This is a genomic window from Pseudomonas asplenii, from assembly GCF_001293465.1.
GTDB classification, from domain to species: Bacteria; Pseudomonadota; Gammaproteobacteria; order Pseudomonadales; family Pseudomonadaceae; genus Aquipseudomonas; species Aquipseudomonas fuscovaginae_B.
The window spans coordinates 335663-355246 of record NZ_JSYZ01000019.1 but is presented as its reverse complement, the minus strand read 5'-3'; the positions used below and the strand labels follow the sequence as shown (position 1 = coordinate 355246).

21 protein-coding genes and 1 pseudogene are annotated in these 19584 nt (G+C 65.0%); 13 read left to right on the top strand and 9 right to left on the bottom strand.

Annotated elements, in window-relative coordinates; genetic code table 11:
• Positions 1–311 precede the first annotated feature (311 nt).
• From PF66_RS25025 to PF66_RS25000, 6 genes are all read left to right on the top strand, one after another.
• Positions 312–1136 (top strand): NAD-dependent epimerase/dehydratase family protein, encoded by an 825-nt coding sequence (locus PF66_RS25025; protein ID WP_054059544.1) that lies wholly within the window; start codon positions 312–314, stop codon positions 1134–1136.
• A 32-nt stretch (positions 1137–1168) separates the two neighbouring features.
• The gene (locus tag PF66_RS25020) at positions 1169–2056 is read left to right on the top strand and encodes a glucurono-1,5-lactonase (RefSeq protein ID WP_054064101.1); all 888 of its coding nucleotides are present in this window, start codon (positions 1169–1171) and stop codon (positions 2054–2056) included.
• 78 nt (positions 2057–2134) lie between these two features.
• Positions 2135–3106: a TRAP transporter substrate-binding protein gene (locus PF66_RS25015; RefSeq protein WP_054064100.1), complete on the top strand. Its 972-nt coding sequence runs from the start codon at positions 2135–2137 to the stop codon at positions 3104–3106.
• A gap of 71 nt (positions 3107–3177) precedes the next feature.
• Positions 3178–3705: a TRAP transporter small permease gene (locus PF66_RS25010; RefSeq protein WP_054059547.1), complete on the top strand. Its 528-nt coding sequence runs from the start codon at positions 3178–3180 to the stop codon at positions 3703–3705.
• Positions 3706–4986, top strand: a complete 1281-nt coding sequence (locus PF66_RS25005; RefSeq protein WP_054059548.1) for a TRAP transporter large permease — start codon at positions 3706–3708, stop codon at positions 4984–4986.
• Positions 4987–5153: 167 nt separating this feature from the next.
• Positions 5154–5762 (top strand): TetR/AcrR family transcriptional regulator, encoded by a 609-nt coding sequence (locus tag PF66_RS25000; RefSeq protein WP_054064099.1) that lies wholly within the window; start codon positions 5154–5156, stop codon positions 5760–5762.
• Positions 5763–5880: 118 nt separating this feature from the next.
• Here the strand turns inward: PF66_RS25000 and PF66_RS24995 are convergent, their stop codons facing one another.
• A complete protein-coding gene (locus PF66_RS24995) occupies positions 5881–6321 on the bottom strand; it encodes a GlcG/HbpS family heme-binding protein (RefSeq protein ID WP_054059550.1) in 441 nt (146 codons plus the stop codon).
• A gap of 262 nt (positions 6322–6583) precedes the next feature.
• On the opposite strand from PF66_RS24995, the gene gcl reads away from it, so the two are divergent.
• The 7 genes and pseudogenes from gcl to PF66_RS24965 all read left to right on the top strand — a co-directional run bounded on the left by gcl (position 6584) and on the right by PF66_RS24965 (position 13484).
• A complete protein-coding gene (gcl, locus tag PF66_RS24990; protein WP_054064098.1) occupies positions 6584–8359 on the top strand; it encodes a glyoxylate carboligase in 1776 nt (591 codons plus the stop codon).
• A 142-nt stretch (positions 8360–8501) separates the two neighbouring features.
• Positions 8502–9284, top strand: a complete 783-nt coding sequence (gene hyi / locus PF66_RS24985) for a hydroxypyruvate isomerase (RefSeq protein ID WP_054059552.1) — start codon at positions 8502–8504, stop codon at positions 9282–9284.
• A 42-nt stretch (positions 9285–9326) separates the two neighbouring features.
• Positions 9327–10217 carry a 2-hydroxy-3-oxopropionate reductase gene (locus PF66_RS24980; protein ID WP_054059553.1) on the top strand — a complete coding sequence of 297 codons (891 nt, stop codon included), beginning with the start codon at positions 9327–9329 and terminating at the stop codon, positions 10215–10217.
• A 234-nt stretch (positions 10218–10451) separates the two neighbouring features.
• Positions 10452–10568 (top strand): annotated as a pseudogene (locus PF66_RS33070) (hypothetical protein); the annotation flags it as partial.
• Positions 10558–11436 (top strand): urea transporter, encoded by an 879-nt coding sequence (locus PF66_RS24975; protein WP_054064097.1) that lies wholly within the window; start codon positions 10558–10560, stop codon positions 11434–11436. The pseudogene PF66_RS33070 and the gene PF66_RS24975, both read left to right, overlap by 11 nt.
• Before the next feature lie 135 nt (positions 11437–11571).
• Positions 11572–12396 (top strand): ion transporter, encoded by an 825-nt coding sequence (locus tag PF66_RS24970; protein WP_054064096.1) that lies wholly within the window; start codon positions 11572–11574, stop codon positions 12394–12396.
• Between the two features lie 92 nt (positions 12397–12488).
• A complete protein-coding gene (locus PF66_RS24965) occupies positions 12489–13484 on the top strand; it encodes a sulfate ABC transporter substrate-binding protein (RefSeq protein ID WP_054064095.1) in 996 nt (331 codons plus the stop codon).
• Positions 13485–13602: 118 nt separating this feature from the next.
• Here the strand turns inward: PF66_RS24965 and PF66_RS24960 are convergent, their stop codons facing one another.
• The 8 genes from PF66_RS24960 to PF66_RS24925 are packed head-to-tail and all read right to left on the bottom strand — an operon-like array spanning position 13603 to position 19573.
• A complete protein-coding gene (locus tag PF66_RS24960) occupies positions 13603–13998 on the bottom strand; it encodes a hypothetical protein (protein ID WP_054064094.1) in 396 nt (131 codons plus the stop codon).
• 10 nt (positions 13999–14008) lie between these two features.
• Positions 14009–15217, bottom strand: coding sequence for a c-type cytochrome biogenesis protein CcmI (gene ccmI / locus PF66_RS24955; RefSeq protein WP_054064093.1), 1209 nt, complete (start codon positions 15215–15217; stop codon positions 14009–14011).
• Positions 15214–15684, bottom strand: a complete 471-nt coding sequence (locus PF66_RS24950; protein ID WP_017906324.1) for a cytochrome c-type biogenesis protein — start codon at positions 15682–15684, stop codon at positions 15214–15216. The genes ccmI and PF66_RS24950 overlap by 4 nt, the downstream gene beginning before the upstream one ends.
• Entirely contained in the window at positions 15681–16217 is a 537-nt protein-coding gene (locus PF66_RS24945) for a DsbE family thiol:disulfide interchange protein (RefSeq protein ID WP_054060537.1), read from the bottom strand. Before PF66_RS24945 ends, PF66_RS24950 begins: the two co-directional genes overlap by 4 nt.
• A complete protein-coding gene (locus PF66_RS24940; protein WP_054060536.1) occupies positions 16214–18187 on the bottom strand; it encodes a heme lyase CcmF/NrfE family subunit in 1974 nt (657 codons plus the stop codon). The genes PF66_RS24945 and PF66_RS24940 overlap by 4 nt, the downstream gene beginning before the upstream one ends.
• A gap of 2 nt (positions 18188–18189) precedes the next feature.
• Positions 18190–18645, bottom strand: a complete 456-nt coding sequence (gene ccmE / locus PF66_RS24935) for a cytochrome c maturation protein CcmE (protein ID WP_054064092.1) — start codon at positions 18643–18645, stop codon at positions 18190–18192.
• On the bottom strand, positions 18642–18818 hold the full coding sequence (gene ccmD / locus PF66_RS24930) for a heme exporter protein CcmD (protein WP_054064091.1): 177 nt from the start codon (positions 18816–18818) through the stop codon (positions 18642–18644). Before ccmD ends, ccmE begins: the two co-directional genes overlap by 4 nt.
• Positions 18815–19573 carry a heme ABC transporter permease gene (locus PF66_RS24925; protein ID WP_192842782.1) on the bottom strand — a complete coding sequence of 253 codons (759 nt, stop codon included), beginning with the start codon at positions 19571–19573 and terminating at the stop codon, positions 18815–18817. Before PF66_RS24925 ends, ccmD begins: the two co-directional genes overlap by 4 nt.
• Positions 19574–19584: the final 11 nt, after the last annotated feature.

Below are 19584 nucleotides of genomic sequence, written 5' to 3'. Positions count from 1 at the left end.
CGAGTTCGACGAGAACCGCCTGTTCATCAGTTATCCGATTTCGCTGCTGTAGCAGCGGTAGTCATTGTGAATGCATGACCTGTGGGAGCGCCGCCCGGCCGTCTCCCACAAGGGTCATGAATGAAAACCCAGACATGGGGAAACCTCGCCCCCTGAACTCGAAACATCTTGCAAAATCTACGACCGGCAATCACGACGAATCACTCACCCCATTACATTGACAAAGCCGTTTCGCGCTGACGATAATCCAGAAAAATGTCGTACGACAACGGACGACAACACAACAATAAACCTCCGACCAGGGCCTCGCCATGACCCCAGCGACACCGACCCCGCCGCCCTTCAACCGTCTTCTGCTCACCGGCGCGGCCGGTGGCCTGGGCAAGGTACTGCGCGAGAGCCTGCGCCCCTACGCCCGTATCCTGCGCCTTTCCGATATCGCCGAAATGGCTCCGGCCATCGACGACCGCGAGGAAGTCCATCCCTGCGATCTCTCCGACAAGCAGGCGGTACATCATCTGGTCGAAGGCGTGGACGCGATCCTGCACTTCGGCGGCGTCTCGGTGGAGCGCTCCTTCGAGGAGATCCTCGGCGCCAACATCTGCGGCGTCTTCCACATCTACGAAGCCGCCCGCCGCCACGGCGTCAAGCGCGTGATCTTCGCCAGTTCCAACCATGTGATCGGCTTCTACAAGCAGAGCGAGACCCTCGACGCCCGCGCCCCGCATCGCCCGGACAGCTACTACGGGCTGTCCAAGTCCTACGGCGAGGACATGGCCAGCTTCTATTTCGATCGCTACGGCATCGAGACCGTCAGCATCCGCATCGGCTCGTCGTTCGCCCAGCCGCAGAACCGCCGCATGCTCAGCAGTTGGCTGAGCTTCGACGACCTGACCCAACTGCTCGAACGCGCCCTGTATACCCCGAACGTCGGCCACACCGTGGTCTACGGTGTCTCCGCCAACCGCTCCATCTGGTGGGACAACCACCTCGCCGCCCACCTCGGCTACCAGCCCAGGGACAGCTCCGAGCCGTTCCGCGCCGAGATCGAGGCCCAGCCGGCACCGCCGGCGGACGACCCGACGCTGATCTACCAGGGCGGCGCCTTCGTCGCAGCCGGTCCCTTCGGCGACTGAGCAAGCCCCCATCTTCCGGCAAGGGAACCGCCATGGACGCTGAACTGATTCTCGACGCCCGCAACGCCACCGGGGAAAGCCCGGTGTGGAGCGTGCACGAACAGGCCCTCTACTGGGTCGACATCCCCGCCCGCCGCCTGCACCGCTGGAGCGCCGACAGTCGGCAGACCCGCAGCTGGCAAGCGCCGGAAATGCTCGCCTGCATCGCCCGCAGCCGCGACGGCAGCTGGATCGCCGGCCTGGAAAGCGGCCTGTTCCGCCTGCAGGCGGGCACCGAAGAACGCCTGCACAGCCAGCGGCTCACGGCAGTTCCCCATGCCCTTCCCAACATGCGCTTCAACGATGGCCGCTGCGACCGCCAGGGCCGCTTCTGGGCCGGCACCATGCTGATGGACATGGGCCTTGGCCGCCCGGTCGGTGCGTTGTATCGCTACGAGGCCGGGCAGACAGCACCGCTGGTGGCACAACTGGACGGGCTGATCGTGCCCAATGGCCTGGCGTTCAGCCCGGAGGGCAGGACGATGTACCTGTCCGACTCACACCCCGGCGTGCAATCGATCTGGGCCTTCGACTACGACCCGGACAGCGGCACGCCCTACAACCGCCGGCTGTTCGTCGACATGCGGCAACATCCGGGACGCCCCGACGGCGCCGCCATGGATGTCGACGGTTGCTACTGGATCTGCGGCAACGACGACGGCCTGATCCATCGCTTCACACCCGACGGTCGCCTCGACCGCTCCCTCGCGGTGCCCGTGAAAAAGCCGGCCATGTGCGCCTTCGGCGGTCGCGACCTGGGCACCTTGTTCGTCACCTCGATCCGCCCCGGCGGCGATCTGCACGACCAGCCCCTGGCCGGCGGCGTGTTCGCCCTGCGGCCCGGCGTCCAAGGCCTGGAGGAACCTTTTTTCAACGCCTGATTCCCGGCGCCCAGCGGCGCCTGCAGCGAGTTTTGAACGAAGCAGCCAGACAATAACAACAAGACGGAGAATTGCCCCATGGACTTCAGACGCAAGCTTCTTGTCGCCGCACTCCCCCTCGCCCTTGGTTTCAGCCACCTGGCCCAGGCCCTGGAAATCAAGTTCGCCGACGTGCACCCCGCCGGCTACCCCACCGTGGTCGCCGAGGAAAACATGGGCAAGGCCCTGACCCGGCAGAGCAACGGCCAACTGACCTTCAAGATGTTCTCCGGCGGCGTGCTCGGCTCGGAAAAGGAAGTGGTCGAGCAGACCCAGATCGGCGCGATCCAGATGGCCCGGGTCAGCCTCGGCATCGTCGGCCCGGTGGTGCCGGACGTGAACGTGTTCAACATGCCCTTCGTGTTCCGTGACCAGGCGCACATGCGCAAGATCATCGACGGCGAGATCGGCCAGGAGATCCTCGACAAGATCACCCAGTCCGAATTCAACCTGGTGGCCCTGGCCTGGATGGATGGCGGCACCCGCAACCTCTACACCAAGAAACCGGTACGCAGCCTGGCCGACCTCAAGGGCATGAAGATTCGCGTACAGGGCAACCCGCTGTTCATCGAAACCATCAACGCCATGGGCGGCAACGGCATCGCCATGGACACCGGCGAAATCTTCAGCGCCCTGCAGACCGGGGTCATCGATGGCGCGGAAAACAACCCGCCGACCCTGCTCGAACACAACCACTACCAGAACGCCAAATACTACGCCCTGACCGGTCACCTGATCCTCCCGGAACCGCTGGTGATCTCCAAAAGCACTTGGGAGAAGCTCACCCCCGAACAGCAGACCCTGGTCCGCCAGGCCGCCCGCCAGGCGCAGCTGGAACAGCGTGACCTGTGGGATGCCAAGTCCGCCAGCAGCGAAGAGAAGCTCAAGGCCGCCGGCGTCGAGTTCGTCGAAGTCGACAGGAAACCCTTCTACGAGGCCACCGCCCCGATCCGCCAGAAATACGGCGCCCCCTACGCCGAGCTGATGAGCCGCATCGAAGCGGTCGAGTAACGCCCCCACCCACATGGAAGGCCCGCCGCCATGCGCGTCCAGCGCGGACCGGCGGGTAACGGTGAAATCCGATGAAGAATCTCGTGCTGCTGATCAACGATCGGCTCTACATGGCCTGTGTCTGGGTCGCGGGCCTGGCGATCCTCGCCATCAGCCTGATCATCCCCTGGGGCATCTTCGCCCGCTACGTCCTCGGCACCGGCTCCAGTTGGCCGGAGCCCACCGCGATCCTGCTGATGATGGTGTTCACCTTCATCGGCGCAGCCTCCAGCTACCGCGCCGGCGCGCACATGGCCGTGGCCATGCTGACCGACCGCCTGAACCCTGCCCTGCGCTCGGCTGCCGCGCTGGTCGCGCAGGTGCTGATGGCGACCATCTGCCTGTTCATGACCGTCTGGGGCGCCAAGCTCTGCGCCTCGACCTGGAACCAGTTCATGAGCGCGCTGCCGACCTTGCGGGTCGGCATCAGCTACATGCCGATCCCCGTGGGCGGTTGCCTGACCCTGGTGTTCGTCCTGGAAAAACTCCTGCTGGGCGACCAGAGCCAGCGCCGCGTGGTGCGTTTCGACCTGGTCGAAGAAAACGAAGGAGCCGTGTGAATGGACGCCGTGATCCTGTTGGGCAGTTTTATCCTGCTGATCCTCATCGGCATGCCGGTGGCCTACGCCCTCGGGCTCTCGGCGCTGATCGGCGCCTGGTGGATCGACATCCCGTTCCAGGCCCTGATGATCCAGGTCGCCGGCGGCGTGAACAAGTTCTCGCTGATGGCGATTCCGTTCTTCGTCCTCGCCGGCGCGATCATGGCCGAGGGCGGCATGTCGCGGCGGCTGGTGGCGTTCGCCGGGGTGCTGGTGGGTTTCGTCCGCGGCGGCCTGTCCCTGGTGAACATCATGGCCTCGACCTTCTTCGGGGCGATTTCCGGTTCGTCGGTGGCCGACACCGCCTCGGTCGGCTCGGTGCTGATTCCGGAGATGGAGCGCCGCGGCTACCCGCGCGACTTCTCCACCGCGGTCACGGTCAGCGGCTCGGTCCAGGCCCTGCTGACCCCACCCAGCCACAACTCGGTGCTCTACTCGCTGGCGGCCGGCGGCACGGTGTCCATCGCCTCGCTGTTCATGGCCGGGGTGGTGCCGGGACTGCTGATGAGCGCCTGCCTGATGGTGCTGTGCCTGATCTTCGCGAAAAAGCGCGACTACCCCAAGGGCGAGGTCATTCCCCTGCGCCAGGCCCTGAAGATCTGCGCCGATGCGCTATGGGGCCTGATGGCCATGGTGATCATTCTCGGCGGGATTCTCTCGGGGGTGTTCACCGCGACCGAGTCGGCGGCGATTGCGGTGCTCTGGTCATTCTTCGTAACCATGTTCATCTACCGCGACTACCAGTGGCGCGAGCTGCCCAAGCTGATGCATCGCACCGTGCGAACCATCTCCATCGTGATGATCCTGATCGGCTTCGCCGCCAGCTTCGGCTACATCATGACCCTGATGCAGATCCCGGCGAAGATCACCACGCTGTTCCTGACCCTGTCGGACAACCGCTACGTGATCCTGATGTGCATCAACGCCATGCTGCTGTTGCTCGGCACGGTGATGGACATGGCGCCGCTGATCCTGATCCTCACGCCGATCCTGATGCCGGTGATTCTCGGCATCGGCGTCGACCCGGTGCACTTCGGCATGATCATGCTGGTGAACCTGGGGATCGGCCTGATCACCCCGCCGGTGGGCGCGGTGCTGTTCGTCGGCTCGGCGGTGGGCAAGGTGAGCATCGAGAAGACCGTGACCGCACTGCTGCCGTTCTACGGCGTGCTGTTCCTGGTGCTGATGGCCGTGACCTATATCCCGGCGCTGTCGCTCTGGCTGCCGCGCCTGGTGCTGTAGAGCCGCCATTGCCGAGAGCCGCCGAAACGGGCGGCCGGGTGAAGAAAAACCACCCGCCATGCCCGCCTCGCTTGCCTTGGCGGGCGCGCGGGCAGGCAATCTTGGCCTGCCGCAGACCCGGTGCTACCATGCCCAACCGCCCGGACAGGCAAGGAATGACCCGCTTTATGAGCACCATCCGCGAACGCAACAAAGAACTGATCCTGCGCGCAGCCAGTGAAGAGTTCGCCGACAAGGGGTTCGCCGCCACCAAGACCAGCGACATCGCCGCCCGGGCCGGCCTGCCCAAGCCCAACGTCTATTACTACTTCAAGTCCAAGGACAACCTCTACCGCGAGGTCCTGGAAAGCATCATCGAACCGATCCTGCAGGCCTCGACGCCGTTCAATCCCGACGGCGTGCCCGGCGAGGTGCTGGCCGGCTACATCCGTTCGAAGATCCGCATCTCCCGCGATCTGCCGGCGGCGTCCAAGGTGTTCGCCAGCGAGATCATGCACGGCGCTCCGCACCTGAGCCCCGACCTGGTCGAACAGCTCAACGCCCAGGCCCGGCACAACATCGAGTGTATCCAGAGCTGGATCGACCGCGGCCAGATCGCCCCGGTCGATCCCAACCACCTGATGTTCACCATCTGGGCCGCGACCCAGACCTATGCCGACTTCGACTGGCAGATCTCGGCGATCACCGGCAAGGCCAAGCTCGATGACGCCGACTATGAAGCGGCAACGCAGACCATCGTGCGGCTGGTGCTCAAGGGATGCGAGCCCGACCAGTAAAACGAGGCGCCCCTTTCGCGGGCAAGCCACGCGCCTACAGTACGGGGCGAACACCAGATTTGTGTGCACACGTTTCCTGTAGGAGCAGGGCTTGCCCGCGAAAAGGCGCTCACCTGGATCAGGCTGATACCCCCGCATCCGCCGTCAGCCCCAATGCCTCGATCGCACTGATCGCGCACTGCTCGTCGATATCCGACGTATCGCCACTGATGCCGATCGCCCCCACCACCTGCCCGGCCTGATCGCGGATCAGCACCCCACCCGGCGCCGGGACCACACTGCCCTGCCCCAACCCGTTCAAGGCGGCGATGAACGCCGGCCGCTGCTGCGCATCCAGCGCCAGCAGACGCGAGCCCTTGCCCAGGGCGATCGCGCCCCAGGCCTTGCCGATGGCGATCTGCGGCCGCAACAGACTGGCTCCGTCCTCCCGCTGCAAAGTCACCAGATGCCCGCCACCATCGAGTACCGCAATGGTCAGCGGCGCCGCGCACATCATCCGGCCCGCAGCGATCGCCTGACCGGCCAGGCTGACTGCGACTTTCAGGGTTAAAGCGCTCATGGGTGCCGTCCTCATTGTTTTGGAAAGTCTTTGGCGCTCCGCGCGGGAGCAATTCCGCATCACAAATAGAACACAATAAAATATATTTTTGTATACAAAAAATTCAAATCACTGACAAAATGTCGCAAGCTCCGCGGTTTTTTGTGATCCGGACGAATGCCACGCCGATTCAAGAAAATGAATTGACCTGCGCCATTGGCCGTGAATACACTCGATGAAAAGCCACTTGTATACAATTACAAAACCTAAGAGGCACAAAACAATGAGCAAAATGAGAGCAATCGAAGCTGCCGTGTGGGTGATGCGCCGCGAAGGGGTCGACACCGCCTTCGGCATTCCCGGCGCCGCCATCAACCCGCTGTACTCGGCACTACAGAAAGTCGGCGGCATCGATCACGTCCTCGCGCGCCACGTTGAAGGTGCCTCGCACATGGCCGAGGGCTATACCCGCACCAAGGCCGGCAACATCGGCGTGTGCATCGGCACCTCGGGCCCGGCCGGCACCGACATGGTCACCGGCCTGTACAGCGCCAGCGCCGACTCGATCCCGATCCTCTGCATTACCGGCCAGGCGCCCCGTGCCCGCCTGCACAAGGAAGACTTCCAGGCCGTGGACATCACCAGCATCGTCAAGCCGGTGACCAAGTGGGCGACCACCGTGCTGGAGCCGGGCCAGGTGCCCTATGCCTTCCAGAAAGCCTTTTACGAAATGCGTTCGGGCCGCCCCGGCCCGGTGCTGATCGACCTGCCCTTCGACGTGCAGATGGCCGAAATCGAATTCGACATCGACACCTACCAGCCGCTGCCGCTGGTCAAACCCGGCGCCACGCGGATCCAGGCCGAGAAGGCCCTGGCCCTGCTCGACCAGGCCGAACGGCCACTGCTGGTGGCCGGCGGGGGGATCATCAACGCCGACGCCAGCGAACTGCTGGTGGAGTTCGCCGAGCTGACCGGCATCCCGGTGATCCCGACCCTGATGGGCTGGGGCAGCCTGCCCGACGATCACCCGCTGATGGTCGGCATGGTCGGCCTGCAGACCTCGCACCGCTACGGCAACGCCACCCTGCTCAAGTCCGACCTGGTGCTGGGCATCGGCAACCGCTGGGCCAACCGCCACACCGGCTCGGTGGAGGTCTACACCGAAGGCCGCAAGTTCATCCATGTCGATATCGAGCCGACCCAGATCGGCCGGGTATTCACCCCCGACCTGGGCATCGTCTCCGACGCGGCCTCGGCCCTGACCGTTTTCATCGACGTGGCCCGCGAATGGCAGGCCGCCGGCAAGCTGAGGAACCGCAGCGCCTGGCTCAAGGATTGCCAGCAGCGCAAGGCCACCCTGCAGCGCAAGACCCACTTCGACAACGTGCCGGTCAAGCCGCAACGTGTCTACGAGGAGATGAACCTGGCGTTCGACAAGGACACCTGCTACGTCAGCACCATCGGCCTGTCGCAGATCGCCGGTGCGCAGTTCCTCCACGTCTACAAGCCGCGCCACTGGATCAACTGCGGCCAGGCCGGCCCACTGGGCTGGACCATTCCGGCCGCGCTCGGGGTGGTCAAGGCCGATCCGCAGCGCAAGGTGGTGGCGCTGTCGGGCGACTACGACTTCCAGTTCATGATCGAAGAGCTGGCGGTGGGTGCACAGTTCAAGCTGCCGTACATCCACGTGGTGGTGAACAACTCCTACCTGGGGCTGATCCGCCAGGCCCAGCGCGGCTTCGACATGGACTACTGCGTGCAGTTGTCCTTCGACAACCTGAACGCGCCACAACTGAACGGTTATGGCGTCGACCACGTGGCCGTGGCCGAGGGCCTGGGCTGCAAGGCGCTGCGCGTGTTCGAGCCAGACCAGATCCAGCCGGCACTGCGCCAGGCCCGGGAACTGATCGATGAGTTCAGGGTACCGGTGGTGGTCGAAATCATCCTCGAGCGCGTCACCAACATTTCCATGGGCACCGAGATCAACGCCATCAACGAGTTCGAGGACCTGGCCCTGGTCGGCAACGATGCGCCGACCGCTATCGCGCTGCTCGACTGACCCCTCGGCGAATGTGGGAGCGGCCGGCCGACGCTCGGTTGCCCGCGAAGCGCCTGAAGGCCCGCGGCCTTCTTCGCGGGCAAGCCCGCTCCTACACCGCCTGAGTAGCCAGCAACCCGCCGTATCAACACCGGAGACCGCCATGCCACGTTTTGCCGCCAACCTGTCCATGCTGTTCACCGAACAGGACTTCCTCGCCCGCTTCAAGGCCGCCGCCGATGCCGGCTTCAGCGGCGTGGAATACCTGTTCCCCTACGATTTCAGTTCCGCCGAGATCAAGGCGCAACTCGACGCCCACGGCCTGACCCAGGTGCTGTTCAACCTGCCCGCCGGCGATTGGACCAAGGGTGAGCGCGGCATCGCCTGCCACCCGGATCGCGTCGAGGAATTCCGCGGCGGTGTCGATCTGGCCATCGCCTATGCCCAGGTGCTCGGCAACAGCCAGATCAACTGCCTGGCCGGGATTCGCCCACAGGGTTTCGACGAAGCCTTCCTGGAGAAGACCCTGGTCGAGAACCTCAGGTACGCCGCGGACAAGCTCCAGGCCGCCGGCATCCGGCTGGTGATGGAAGCGATCAACACCCGCGACATTCCCGGTTTCTACCTCAACACCACGGCCCAGGCCCTGTCGATTCGCGAACAGGTCGGCAGCGCCAACCTGTTCCTGCAATACGACATCTACCACATGCAGGTCATGGAAGGAGACCTGGCCCGGACCCTGAGCAATCACCTGGGCGAAATCAATCACGTCCAGCTCGCCGACAACCCGGGCCGCAACGAGCCCGGCACCGGCGAGATCAATTACCGCTTCCTGTTCGAACACCTGGACCGCATCGGCTACCAGGGCTGGGTCGGCTGCGAATACAAGCCGCTGACCACCACCGAGGCGGGCCTCGGCTGGCTGAAGAGCCACAACGCGATCTGAACGCTTCCCCTCCTTTGGCACAGGTAACAAGAGGATTTTCTCATGGCTAAAATCGGTTTCATCGGCACCGGCATCATGGGCCACCCCATGGCTTCGAACCTGCAGAAGGCAGGCCACAGCCTGTTCCTTTCCCAGCACCACGCCAGCGCTCCGGCCGACCTGGTCGCCGCCGGTGCGGTGGCTCTGGCCACCCCCCGGGAAGTGGCCCAGGAGGCCGAGTTCATCATCGTCATGGTGCCCGACACCCCGCAGGTGGAAGACGTGCTGTTTCGTGCCGACGGGATTGCCGCCGGCGCCGGCCCGGGCAAGATCGTCATCGACATGAGCTCGATCTCGCCCAGCGCCACCAAGGACTTCGCCGCGAAGATCAACGAAAAAGGCGCGCAGTACCTCGACGCACCGGTGTCCGGCGGTGAGGTCGGGGCCAAGGCCGCGACCCTGAGCATCATGGTCGGCGGCGACAGCCAGGCCTTTGCCCGCGCCTTGCCGCTGTTCCAGAACATGGGCAGGAACATCACCCTGGTCGGGGCCAACGGCGACGGCCAGACCGCCAAGGTGGCGAACCAGATCATCGTCGCCCTGAACATCCAGGCAGTCGCCGAGGCGTTGCTGTTCGCGGCGAAGAACGGTGCCGACCCGGCCAAGGTCCGCGAGGCGCTGATGGGCGGCTTCGCCTCGTCGAGAATCCTTGAGGTCCACGGCGAGCGCATGATCAAGGGCACCTTCGACCCGGGCTTTCGCATCAACCTGCACCAGAAGGACCTCAACCTGGCCCTGGCCGGCGCCCGCGAGCTGGGTATCAACCTGCCCAACACCGCCAACGCCCAGCAGGTGTTCAGCACCTGTGCGGCCATCGGTGGCAGCGAATGGGACCACTCGGCGCTGATCAAGGGGCTGGAGCATATGGCCAACTTCTCGATCCGCGACCAGTAACTCCCGTTTCCCGCTCGGAACCTGCACCTGTGAAACGCCTGCTTCTGTGGGAGCAGGATTTATCCGCGAACAAGCGCCACCCGCTTCGCGGATGAGTCCGGCCCCCACAGGGGTGAGCCTCGACAGCATTCGGTCCCTACAAGAATCTTGCCCGCCATGACATAACAATAAATCCGGGAGCCCGCCATGTCGGTCGATCCGCAAGAATTCCTGCGTCAGTTGTTTGCCACGGCCTTCGCCGCGCTGGACGCGCTGGTCGTCACCGAGCCGACCCGAACCAACGTCAACGACCTGCGCGCCATCCTGATTTTCGACAGCGCGAGCCAGGGGCGCACTGCACATGACGCCTGACAAGAAAGTCAAAACCCTCGCCACCCCCGGCCCGGCCACCTGCGACTGCCCCGACTGGGCCACCGCCCTGTTCAACGGTTTCAGTCAGATCGTTCTCCAGCGCCATCCGCTCTGCGGCCTGTTCTGCCTGCTGGCAATCCTCTGCGGCGCCCCGGGCCTGCTCGGCGGCGCCCTGCTCGGTGGTCTCGCCGGCCTGATCACGGCCCAGCGCCGTGGCTATCCCAAGGCCGAACGCCAGGCCGGCCTGTACAGCTACAACGGCGTCCTGCTGGGCCTGCTGATCGGCCTGCATCTCCCCTGTTCACCGCTGTTGCCGCTGCTGATCATCGCCGCCGGCGGCCTGAGCGCGATACTCGTGCGCCACTGGCCGAGGAGACTGCCGACCTATACTGCGCCCTTTGTCCTGCTCGGCTGGACACTGCTGGCGTTCAGCACGCACCTTGCGCCAGAGGCAGCCCCGGCCGAAGCGGATCTGCCCAGGCTGCTGCAAGCGATCTCCAAGGGTTTCGGGCAGATCATGTTCCTCGACGAGCCACTGGCAGGCGGCCTGATACTGACCGGCTTGCTGCTGGCCAACCGGCGGGCGGCGCTGTGGGCAGTGCTCGGCAGTGGCATGGGACTGGTGTTCGGCCTTTGCAGCGAAGCCAGCCCGGCCCTGGCGGGACTGAACGGCTACAACGCCGCCCTCGCCGGACTGGCCCTGAGCCCATTGCAGCGCCGCCCCTGGCTGGCACTGGGCGGCATGCTCCTGGCGATCCTGCTGACACCGGCCCTCGCCAGCCTGGGCCTGTCGCCACTGACCGCACCGTTCATCCTCGCCTGCTGGCTGAGCCGGGCCGTGGCGCGGATGCAGCGTCCGCCCCTGTGAAAACGGCGACAGCCGGGACGGCACGCAAGGCCTGGGGCCGCCGTAGTGCGCGGTAACGCACCCACGCCGGTCCCGGCTTGCGGATTGCCCGCCCTTGCCCCACCCTTGCGGCATCGACCACTTGGGCAACACCTCATGAACAGCAACAACGACTGGCGCCAACGGCTCTACGTCATGATTTTTCAAACCGATACCGTCGCCGGCAGGCGCTTCGACAAGATCCTTCTGCTGATCATCCTCGCCAGCCTGGTGACGGTGGTCCTGGACAGCATCGAGAACATCCACCAGAACTACGCCGGCCTCCTCGCCGGGATCGAATGGGGCTTCACGCTGATCTTCGCCGCCGAGTACCTGGTGCGCCTCAACTGCTCGCCACGGCCGCTGCGCTATGCCTTCAGCTTCTATGGACTGGTCGACCTGCTGGCGATCGTGCCGGGGATCCTCGCGCTGTACTACAGCGATGCGCAGTACCTGCTGATCATCCGCATCATCCGCATGCTGCGGATCTTCCGCGTGCTCAAGCTCGCACCCTATCTCAGGCAGGCCCACTACCTGCTCGACGCGCTGCGCGGCAGCAAGCAGAAGATCCTGGTGTTCCTGTTCGGCGTGTGCACCCTGGTGACCGTGTTCGGTACCCTGATGTATGTGATCGAAGGCCCCGAGCACGGCTTCACCAGCATCCCCAAGGGCATCTACTGGGCGATCGTCACCCTGACCACGGTCGGCTATGGCGATATCGTGCCCAGGACCGTGCTGGGGCAGATCATTTCGTCGCTGGTGATGATCACCGGTTACTCGATCATCGCCGTGCCCACCGGGATCTTCACCGCCGAACTGGCCACGGCCCTGCGCGGCGAACAGCTCAAGCATGCGTGCCCGGTGTGTCGCAAGGACAGCCATGAACCCGCGGCGGCCTTCTGCTCCCGTTGCGGCAATGCGTTGTTCAAGAAGCTGGAATAAGCAAAGTACTTTTTAATCTTTTAGCGACTATGCGCTCGCCGTTATAGTTGCTGGCAAATTGCCCTCTCTCTGACCCGAACAAGGAATGCGCAGTGAAAAAACTCTTTGGCGCCTCGCTCCTGGCCGCTGGCCTGGCCTTCGGTGGCATCGCCCAGGCCGCCCCGACCCTGCTGAACGTGTCCTACGATGTGATGCGGGACTTCTACAAGGACTATAACAGCGCCTTCCAGAAGCACTGGCAGGCCGAGCACAACGAAAACGTCACCGTGCAGATGTCCTTCGGCGGCTCCAGCAAACAGGCGCGTGCCGTGATCGACGGCCTGCCGGCGGATGTGATCACCATGAACATGGCGACCGACATCAACGCCCTGGCGGACAACGGCAAGCTGGTACCGGAGAACTGGGTCACCCGTCTGCCGAACAACAGTGCGCCGTTCACCTCGGCCACCGTGTTCATTGTGCGCAAGGGCAATCCGAAGGCATTGAAGGACTGGCCGGACCTGCTCAAGGAAGGCGTGCAAGTGGTCGTGCCGAACCCCAAGACCTCGGGTAACGGTCGCTACACCTACCTGTCGGCATGGGGCTATGTGCTGAAGAACGGCGGCGACGAGAACAAGGCCAGGGACTTCGTCGGCAAGCTGTTCAAGCAGGTGCCGGTGCTGGATACCGGTGGCCGTGCCGCCACCACCACCTTCATGACCAACCAGATCGGCGACGTGCTGGTGACCTTCGAGAACGAAGCGGAAATGATTGCCCGCGAGTTCGGTCGCGACCAGTTCGAAGTCATCTACCCGAGCGTTTCCGCCGAGGCCGAGCCGCCGGTGAGCGTGGTCGACAAGGTGGTGGACAAGAAAGGCAGCCGTGCGGCGGCCGAGGAATACCTGAAGTACCTGTGGTCACCGGAAGGCCAGGAAATCGCTGCGGCGAACTACCTGCGTCCGCGTGATCCGAAGGTACTGGCGAAGTTCACCGACCGCTTCCCGAAAGTCGACTTCCTCTCGGTGGAGAAGACCTTCGGCGACTGGCGCACGGTGCAGAAGACCCACTTCAATGACGGTGGCGTGTTCGACCAGATCTATGGCAAGTAAGTAATACCCCGCCCCCCGAGCATTCCCACGCTCCGCGTGGGAATACCTCTCTGGACGCTCGGCGTCCGCTCTTGTGACGCAGAACGTGTACGCCTTGCAGGCGCCGGGCGCCTAGAGGTTACTGCGCGAACTGCTTGCCCAACCCCGGCGGCACGCCGTGGATGTCGGTTTCTTCCCAGGGCCCGTTGGGGCTGATCGAACGGCTCCAGCCGTTGTCCCAGCGATAGTAGGTGCGCTGGCGATAGAAAGTGTTGGGCTGGTTGTCGAGCACGTACACGCCCATCTGCCCGTCCCAGTGGCTGCGACCGCCAGGCGGTGGGGCAAAGGTCGCCGAAGTGCTCGGACGCGGCTTGGTCGCCGGAATCGGCTTGCCCGGTGTTGCCGGGGGATAGGGCTTGGTCGTCGGAACGGACGGCGGGATCGTCGGGCCCGTCGGTGCCGACGGGCGCTGGACCGTACAGGCGCTCAACCCCAGGACCAGCGTTAACAGGGTGAGGCGAGCGATGGCGGTCATGGCGGGTTCTCTATTTGTCCGGGCTGTCGATGGTCAGGTTCTGTTGCGCGGCGGTACTGCTGGCCAGGGGCTGGCTACGTCCGATCCACTCGCCGGCCGTCGGCTGGCCGGCGCGGGAGATCCGTGCAACCAGTTGGACTTCAGGAAAGTTCGACAGTTTCAATTGCGGCATCATTGCGTCGGCATCGCCCAGCTCCACCGTGGCCGGCAGGTCGGCCACCGTCAGGCGCTTGGCCGCCAGCGGTGCCGGCGGCCCCTGGGTGGCACGGGCGAAGACGAACACGCTGTCGCCCGGCTGGACCTTGGCCTTGAGCTGCGCCGCCAGGTCGACACGCACCTTGAGCAGCGCGCCCTTTCCGACCGCGGCGGCAGGCGCCGCGGCAACCTTGCCGCCACTGGCGAGCAGCTTCTCGGTCGCCCGGTCGATCCCGCCCTGCAAGGCGGCGCGGGACGGATCCTGCGCCGGCAGTTGCACCAGCAGGCGCTTCCAGTGATCAATCGCCTCCTGGTAACGCTCGCCCTCGAAGGCGGCGATCCCGAGCAGGCCGAGGCTGGTGACTTCGTTGGGATCGGCCTTCAGCGCCTCGTCGGTCAACGCCTGGAGCAGCGGCGACCAGCGCTTGCCATCGGCGAAGTAGCGCGCCTGCGCCCACTGCCCGAGCAACTCGGGCTGGCGCCCGGCGAGCTTGACGGTACGTTCGAAGAGGTTCGCCGCGTCCGCCGGCCGGTCCTGGGCCATGTACGCCCGCCCCAGGAAGTACAGGCCTTCGGCCGAGTCCGGCTGGGCGGCGACCGCACGCTCCAGGCGGCGGGTCATGTCTTCCATCGATTGCGGGGCCTGGGCGAATTCGCGGGTCAGTTCGACCTTGTCACTGGCACCGAAGTGCAGGTACAGCACCAGCCCGAGCACCGGCACCAGCAGCGCCGCCAGCAACGGCAGCGGCCTGCCCAGCCGCGAAACCGGCGCCGGGGCCAGGCCATCGGTATCGGCCAGCAACTCGCGAGCCGCCTCGGCACGGGCACTGTCCATCTGTTCGAGCGTCAGTACGCCGTCGTCGCGCTGCGCCTGCAGCTCAGCCACACGCTCCTGGTACAACGCCACGTTCAGCGCGGTGCGATCCTCTTCCTGGCGGACGCGGCGATCGCGCAGGATGGGGATCAGCAGGAAACTCAGGGCAATCAGTAACAACAGACCGGTAGCAAGCCAGAAATCAATCATTCGCGGTTCTTATCCAGCAGGTGGTCGAGGCGCTCGCGCTCCTCGGCGGAAAGCACGTCCGGGGTTTCGCTGCGCTGGGCGCGGCGCCGGCGGACGATCACGGCGATCACGACCAGGCCCCCCAGCAGCAGCCCGGCCGGGCCGAACCAGAGCAGCGCGGTCTTGCCGGTCAGGGCCGGCTTGTAGCGGACGAAGTCGCCATACCGATCGACCATGAAGTCGATGATCTGCTGATTGTCCTTGCCCTCACCGAGCATGCGGAAAATCTCCCGGCGCAGGTCGGCGGCAATCGGCGCGTTGGAGTCGGCGATGTCCTGGTTCTGGCACTTGGGGCAGCGCAGTTCCTTGGTCAGGTCGCGGAAACGCTCGCGCTCGGCCTCGTTGGCGAACTCGTAGGTGTCGATGGCGGCGTGGGCCACGCCGGTCAGGGTCAGGCCCAGGGCCACGGCGGCCAGCCAACGCTTCATGGTCGCGCCTCGTCCACCAGTGCCTGGTACACCGGCGCCAGTTGCTCGCGCCAGACCACTTCGTCGATCACCCCGACATACTTGTGGCGGATCACACCCTTGGCATCGATGAAGAAGGTCTCCGGTGCGCCGTACACGCCCAGGTCCAGGCCCAGGCTGCCCTGCTCGTCACGGATATCCAGCTGGTAAGGATTGTGGAAGTCCTTCAGCCACTTCAGCGCCTCGGCGTTGTCGTCCTTGTAGTTCACCCCGTAGATCCGCACGCCCTGCTGCGCCAGCTTGTTCAGCACCGGGTGCTCGACCCGACAGGAGATACACCAGGTGCCCCAGACGTTGACCAGCGCCGGCTGGCCATGCAGATCGAGCTGGGTCAGGGTCTTCCCGCCCTGCACATCGGGCAGGGAGAACGCCGGGAACGGCTTGCCGATCATCGCCGATGGCAACTCGGCCGGGTCCAGGTACAACCCGCGATACAGGAACACCGCCACCACCAGGAACACGGCCAGTGGCACTACCATTATCCAACGCTTCATGCAGTCGCTCCGCTCATGCCCAATGCTTCCCTGACCCGGCTCTTGACCTTGAGCCGGTAACGCCGGTCCAGCGCCGCCAGCGCACCACCGAGGGCGGTCAGCAGGCCACCGAACCAGATCCAGCGCACGAACGGCTTGACGTGCACCCGCACCGCCCAGGCACCATCGCCCAGCGGCTCGCCGAGGGCGACGTAGAGGTCACGGGTGAAACCGGCATCGATGCCGGCTTCGGTCATCATCGATTGCTGCACGGTGTAGAGACGTTTCTCGGGGTGCAGCACGGCCACCTCCCGGCCCTTGTCGAGCACCCGGATGGTGCCCTTGTCCGAGGTGAAGTTCGGCCCCTCGAAGTGCCTGGCGCCTTCGAAGACGAACTGATAACCGGCCAGCTCCATGGCTTCACCCGGCGCCAGGCGCAGGTCGCGCTCGGCGCTCTCCTGGCTCGACAGCACCACGCCGAGGGCGCAGACGGCGATGCCCAGGTGCGCCAGATGCATGCCCCAGTAGCTGCGGGTCAGGCTCGGCAGGCCCTTGAACAGGCCCTTGTGACGGGTCTTGTCGAGAATGTCGCGCACCCCCGCCAGCACCACCCAGGCCGCCAGCAGGAAGGTCGCCAGCACCGCCCAGTTGAAATCGCCGTAGACCAGGCCGGCCACCGCCGCCAGCGCCACGCTGCCGAGCAGGACCGGGGTCAGCATGCCCACCAGCCATTTCACCGGGGTGTCTTTCCAGCGCACCAGCACCCCCACCGCCAGCACCGCCATCAGCACCGCCATCAGCGGGATGAACAGCGCATTGAAGTATGGCGGCCCCACCGACAGCTTGGCGCCGCTCAAGGCATCGAGCACCAGCGGATACAGGGTCCCCAGCAGGATCATCGAGGCAGCCACCACCAGCACCAGGTTGTTGGCCAGCAGCAGCGTTTCGCGGGACCACAGGCCGAAGCCGACATGACTCTTCACCACCGGCGCACGCAGGGCGAACAGCGTCAGCGAACCGCCGACCACGAACAGCAGGAAGATCAGGATGAACACCCCACGGGCCGGGTCGGAAGCGAACGCGTGCACCGAGGTCAGCACACCCGAGCGGACCAGGAAGGTCCCCAGCAGGCTGAGGGAGAATGCGGCAATGGCCAGCAGCACCGTCCAGCTCTTGAACACGCCGCGCTTTTCCGTGACCGCCAGCGAGTGGATCAGCGCCGTGCCGACCAGCCAGGGCATGAACGAGGCGTTTTCCACCGGGTCCCAGAACCACCACCCACCCCAGCCAAGCTCGTAGTAGGCCCACCAGGAGCCCAGGGTGATGCCGAGGCCGAGGAAGGCCCAGGCGACAATGGTCCACGGCCGCGACCAGCGCGCCCAGGCCGCGTCGAGGCGGCCGCCGAGCAACGCGGCGATGGCGAAGGCGAAGGCCACGGAGAACCCGACATAGCCCATGTACAGCATCGGCGGATGGACGATCAGGCCGATGTCCTGCAACAGCGGGTTGAGGTCGCGACCGTCCGCCGGAATCTGCGGCAGGATGCGCGAGAACGGGTTGGAGGTGAGGATCAGGAACAGCAGGAAGCCGGAACTGATCATGCCCATCACCGCCAGCACCCGCGCCAGCATCGCCTGCGGCAGTTGCCGCGAGAGCACCGACACGGCGAAGGTCCAGCCACCGAGGATCAGCGCCCAGAGCAGCAGCGACCCTTCGTGGGCGCCCCACACGGCACTGAACTTGTAGTACCAGGGCAAGGCGCTGTTGGAGTTGTTGGCGACATAGCCGACGGAGAAGTCGTCGGTCATGAACGCGTAGGTCAGCACGCCGAAGGCGAAGGCGAGAAAGGCGAACTGCCCCCAGGCCGCCGGCTGCGCCAGGCTCATCCACAGGCGGTCGCCACGCCAGGCGCCGAGCAGCGGGACGCTGGCCTGCACGAGGGCAAAGCACAGCGCCAGGATCATGGCCAGGTGGCCAAGCTCGGGAATCATGATCAACCCTCCTTCGCAGGCGTCGGGGCGGCCTGGCCGCTGTCCTTGAGTGCCTTGGTCACTTCCGGCGGCATGTATTTCTCATCGTGCTTGGCCAGCACCTCGTCGGCCACCACCACGCCCTGGGCGTTCAGCTTGCCGAGGGCGACGATACCCTGCCCTTCGCGGAACAGGTCGGGGAGAATGCCGCGGTAGCTGATGGTCACCGACTTGTTGAAATCGGTGACGACGAATTTCACGTCCAGCGAGTCGCTGGAACGCACCAGCGAACCTTTCTCCACCATGCCGCCGGCGCGGATGCGGGTATCCAGCGGTGCTTCGCCATTGGCGATCTGGGTCGGGGTGTAGAACAGGTTGATGTTTTCCTGCAGCGCACTCAGGGCCAGGCCGACGGCGGCACCGACCCCGACCAGGATCGCCAGGATGATGATCAGACGTTTCTTGCGCAGCGGGTTCACTGACTCTTCTCCCGGCGCAGACGACGCGCCTCCTGTTGCAGGTAACGCCGACGGGCGAGCAGCGGCGAGGCGACGTTGATGAGCAGGACCGCCAGGCAGATGCCATAGGCCGACCAGACGTACAGGCCGTGATGACCCATGGCGAGAAAATCGCCGAATGAAGTAAAACTCATCGGGCCGCCTCCAGTTCGTTCAGGACCTCGGCCTTGACCCAACTGGCCCGGGCCTCGCGCTTGAGCACTTCAAGGCGCATGCGCAGCAGCACCACGGCACCGAAAAAGCAGTAGAAACCGAGCACGGTCAGCAGCAGCGGCAGCCACATTTCCACCGGCATCGCCGGCTTCTCGGTCAGGGTGAAGGTCGCGCCCTGGTGCAGGGTGTTCCACCACTCCACCGAGTACTTGATGATCGGGATGTTGATCACGCCGACGATCGCCAGCACCGCACAGGCCTTGGCCGCGCTGTCACGGTTGGTGATGGCGTTGCCCAGGGCGATCAGGCCGAAATAGAGGAACAGCAGGATCAGCATCGAGGTCAGGCGCGCGTCCCACACCCACCAGGCGCCCCAGGTCGGCTTGCCCCAGATGGCGCCGGTGACCAGCGCCACGGCGGTCATCCAGGCACCGATGGGTGCCGCGCACTGCAGGGCGACATCGGCCAGTTTCATCTTCCACACCAGCCCCACCACCCCGCAGACCGCCAGCATCACATAGCAGGACTGGGCGAGCATGGCCGTCGGCACATGGATGTAGATGATGCGAAAGCTGTTGCCCTGCTGATAGTCCGGAGGCGCGAAGGCCAGCCCCCAGACCACGCCGCTGCCGATCAGCAGTACGGCGGCGATGCTCAGCCAGGGCAGCAGGCGCCCGCTGATGCCATAAAACCATTTGGGCGAGCCCAGCTTATGAAACCAAGTCCAGTTCATCACGGTACATCCAG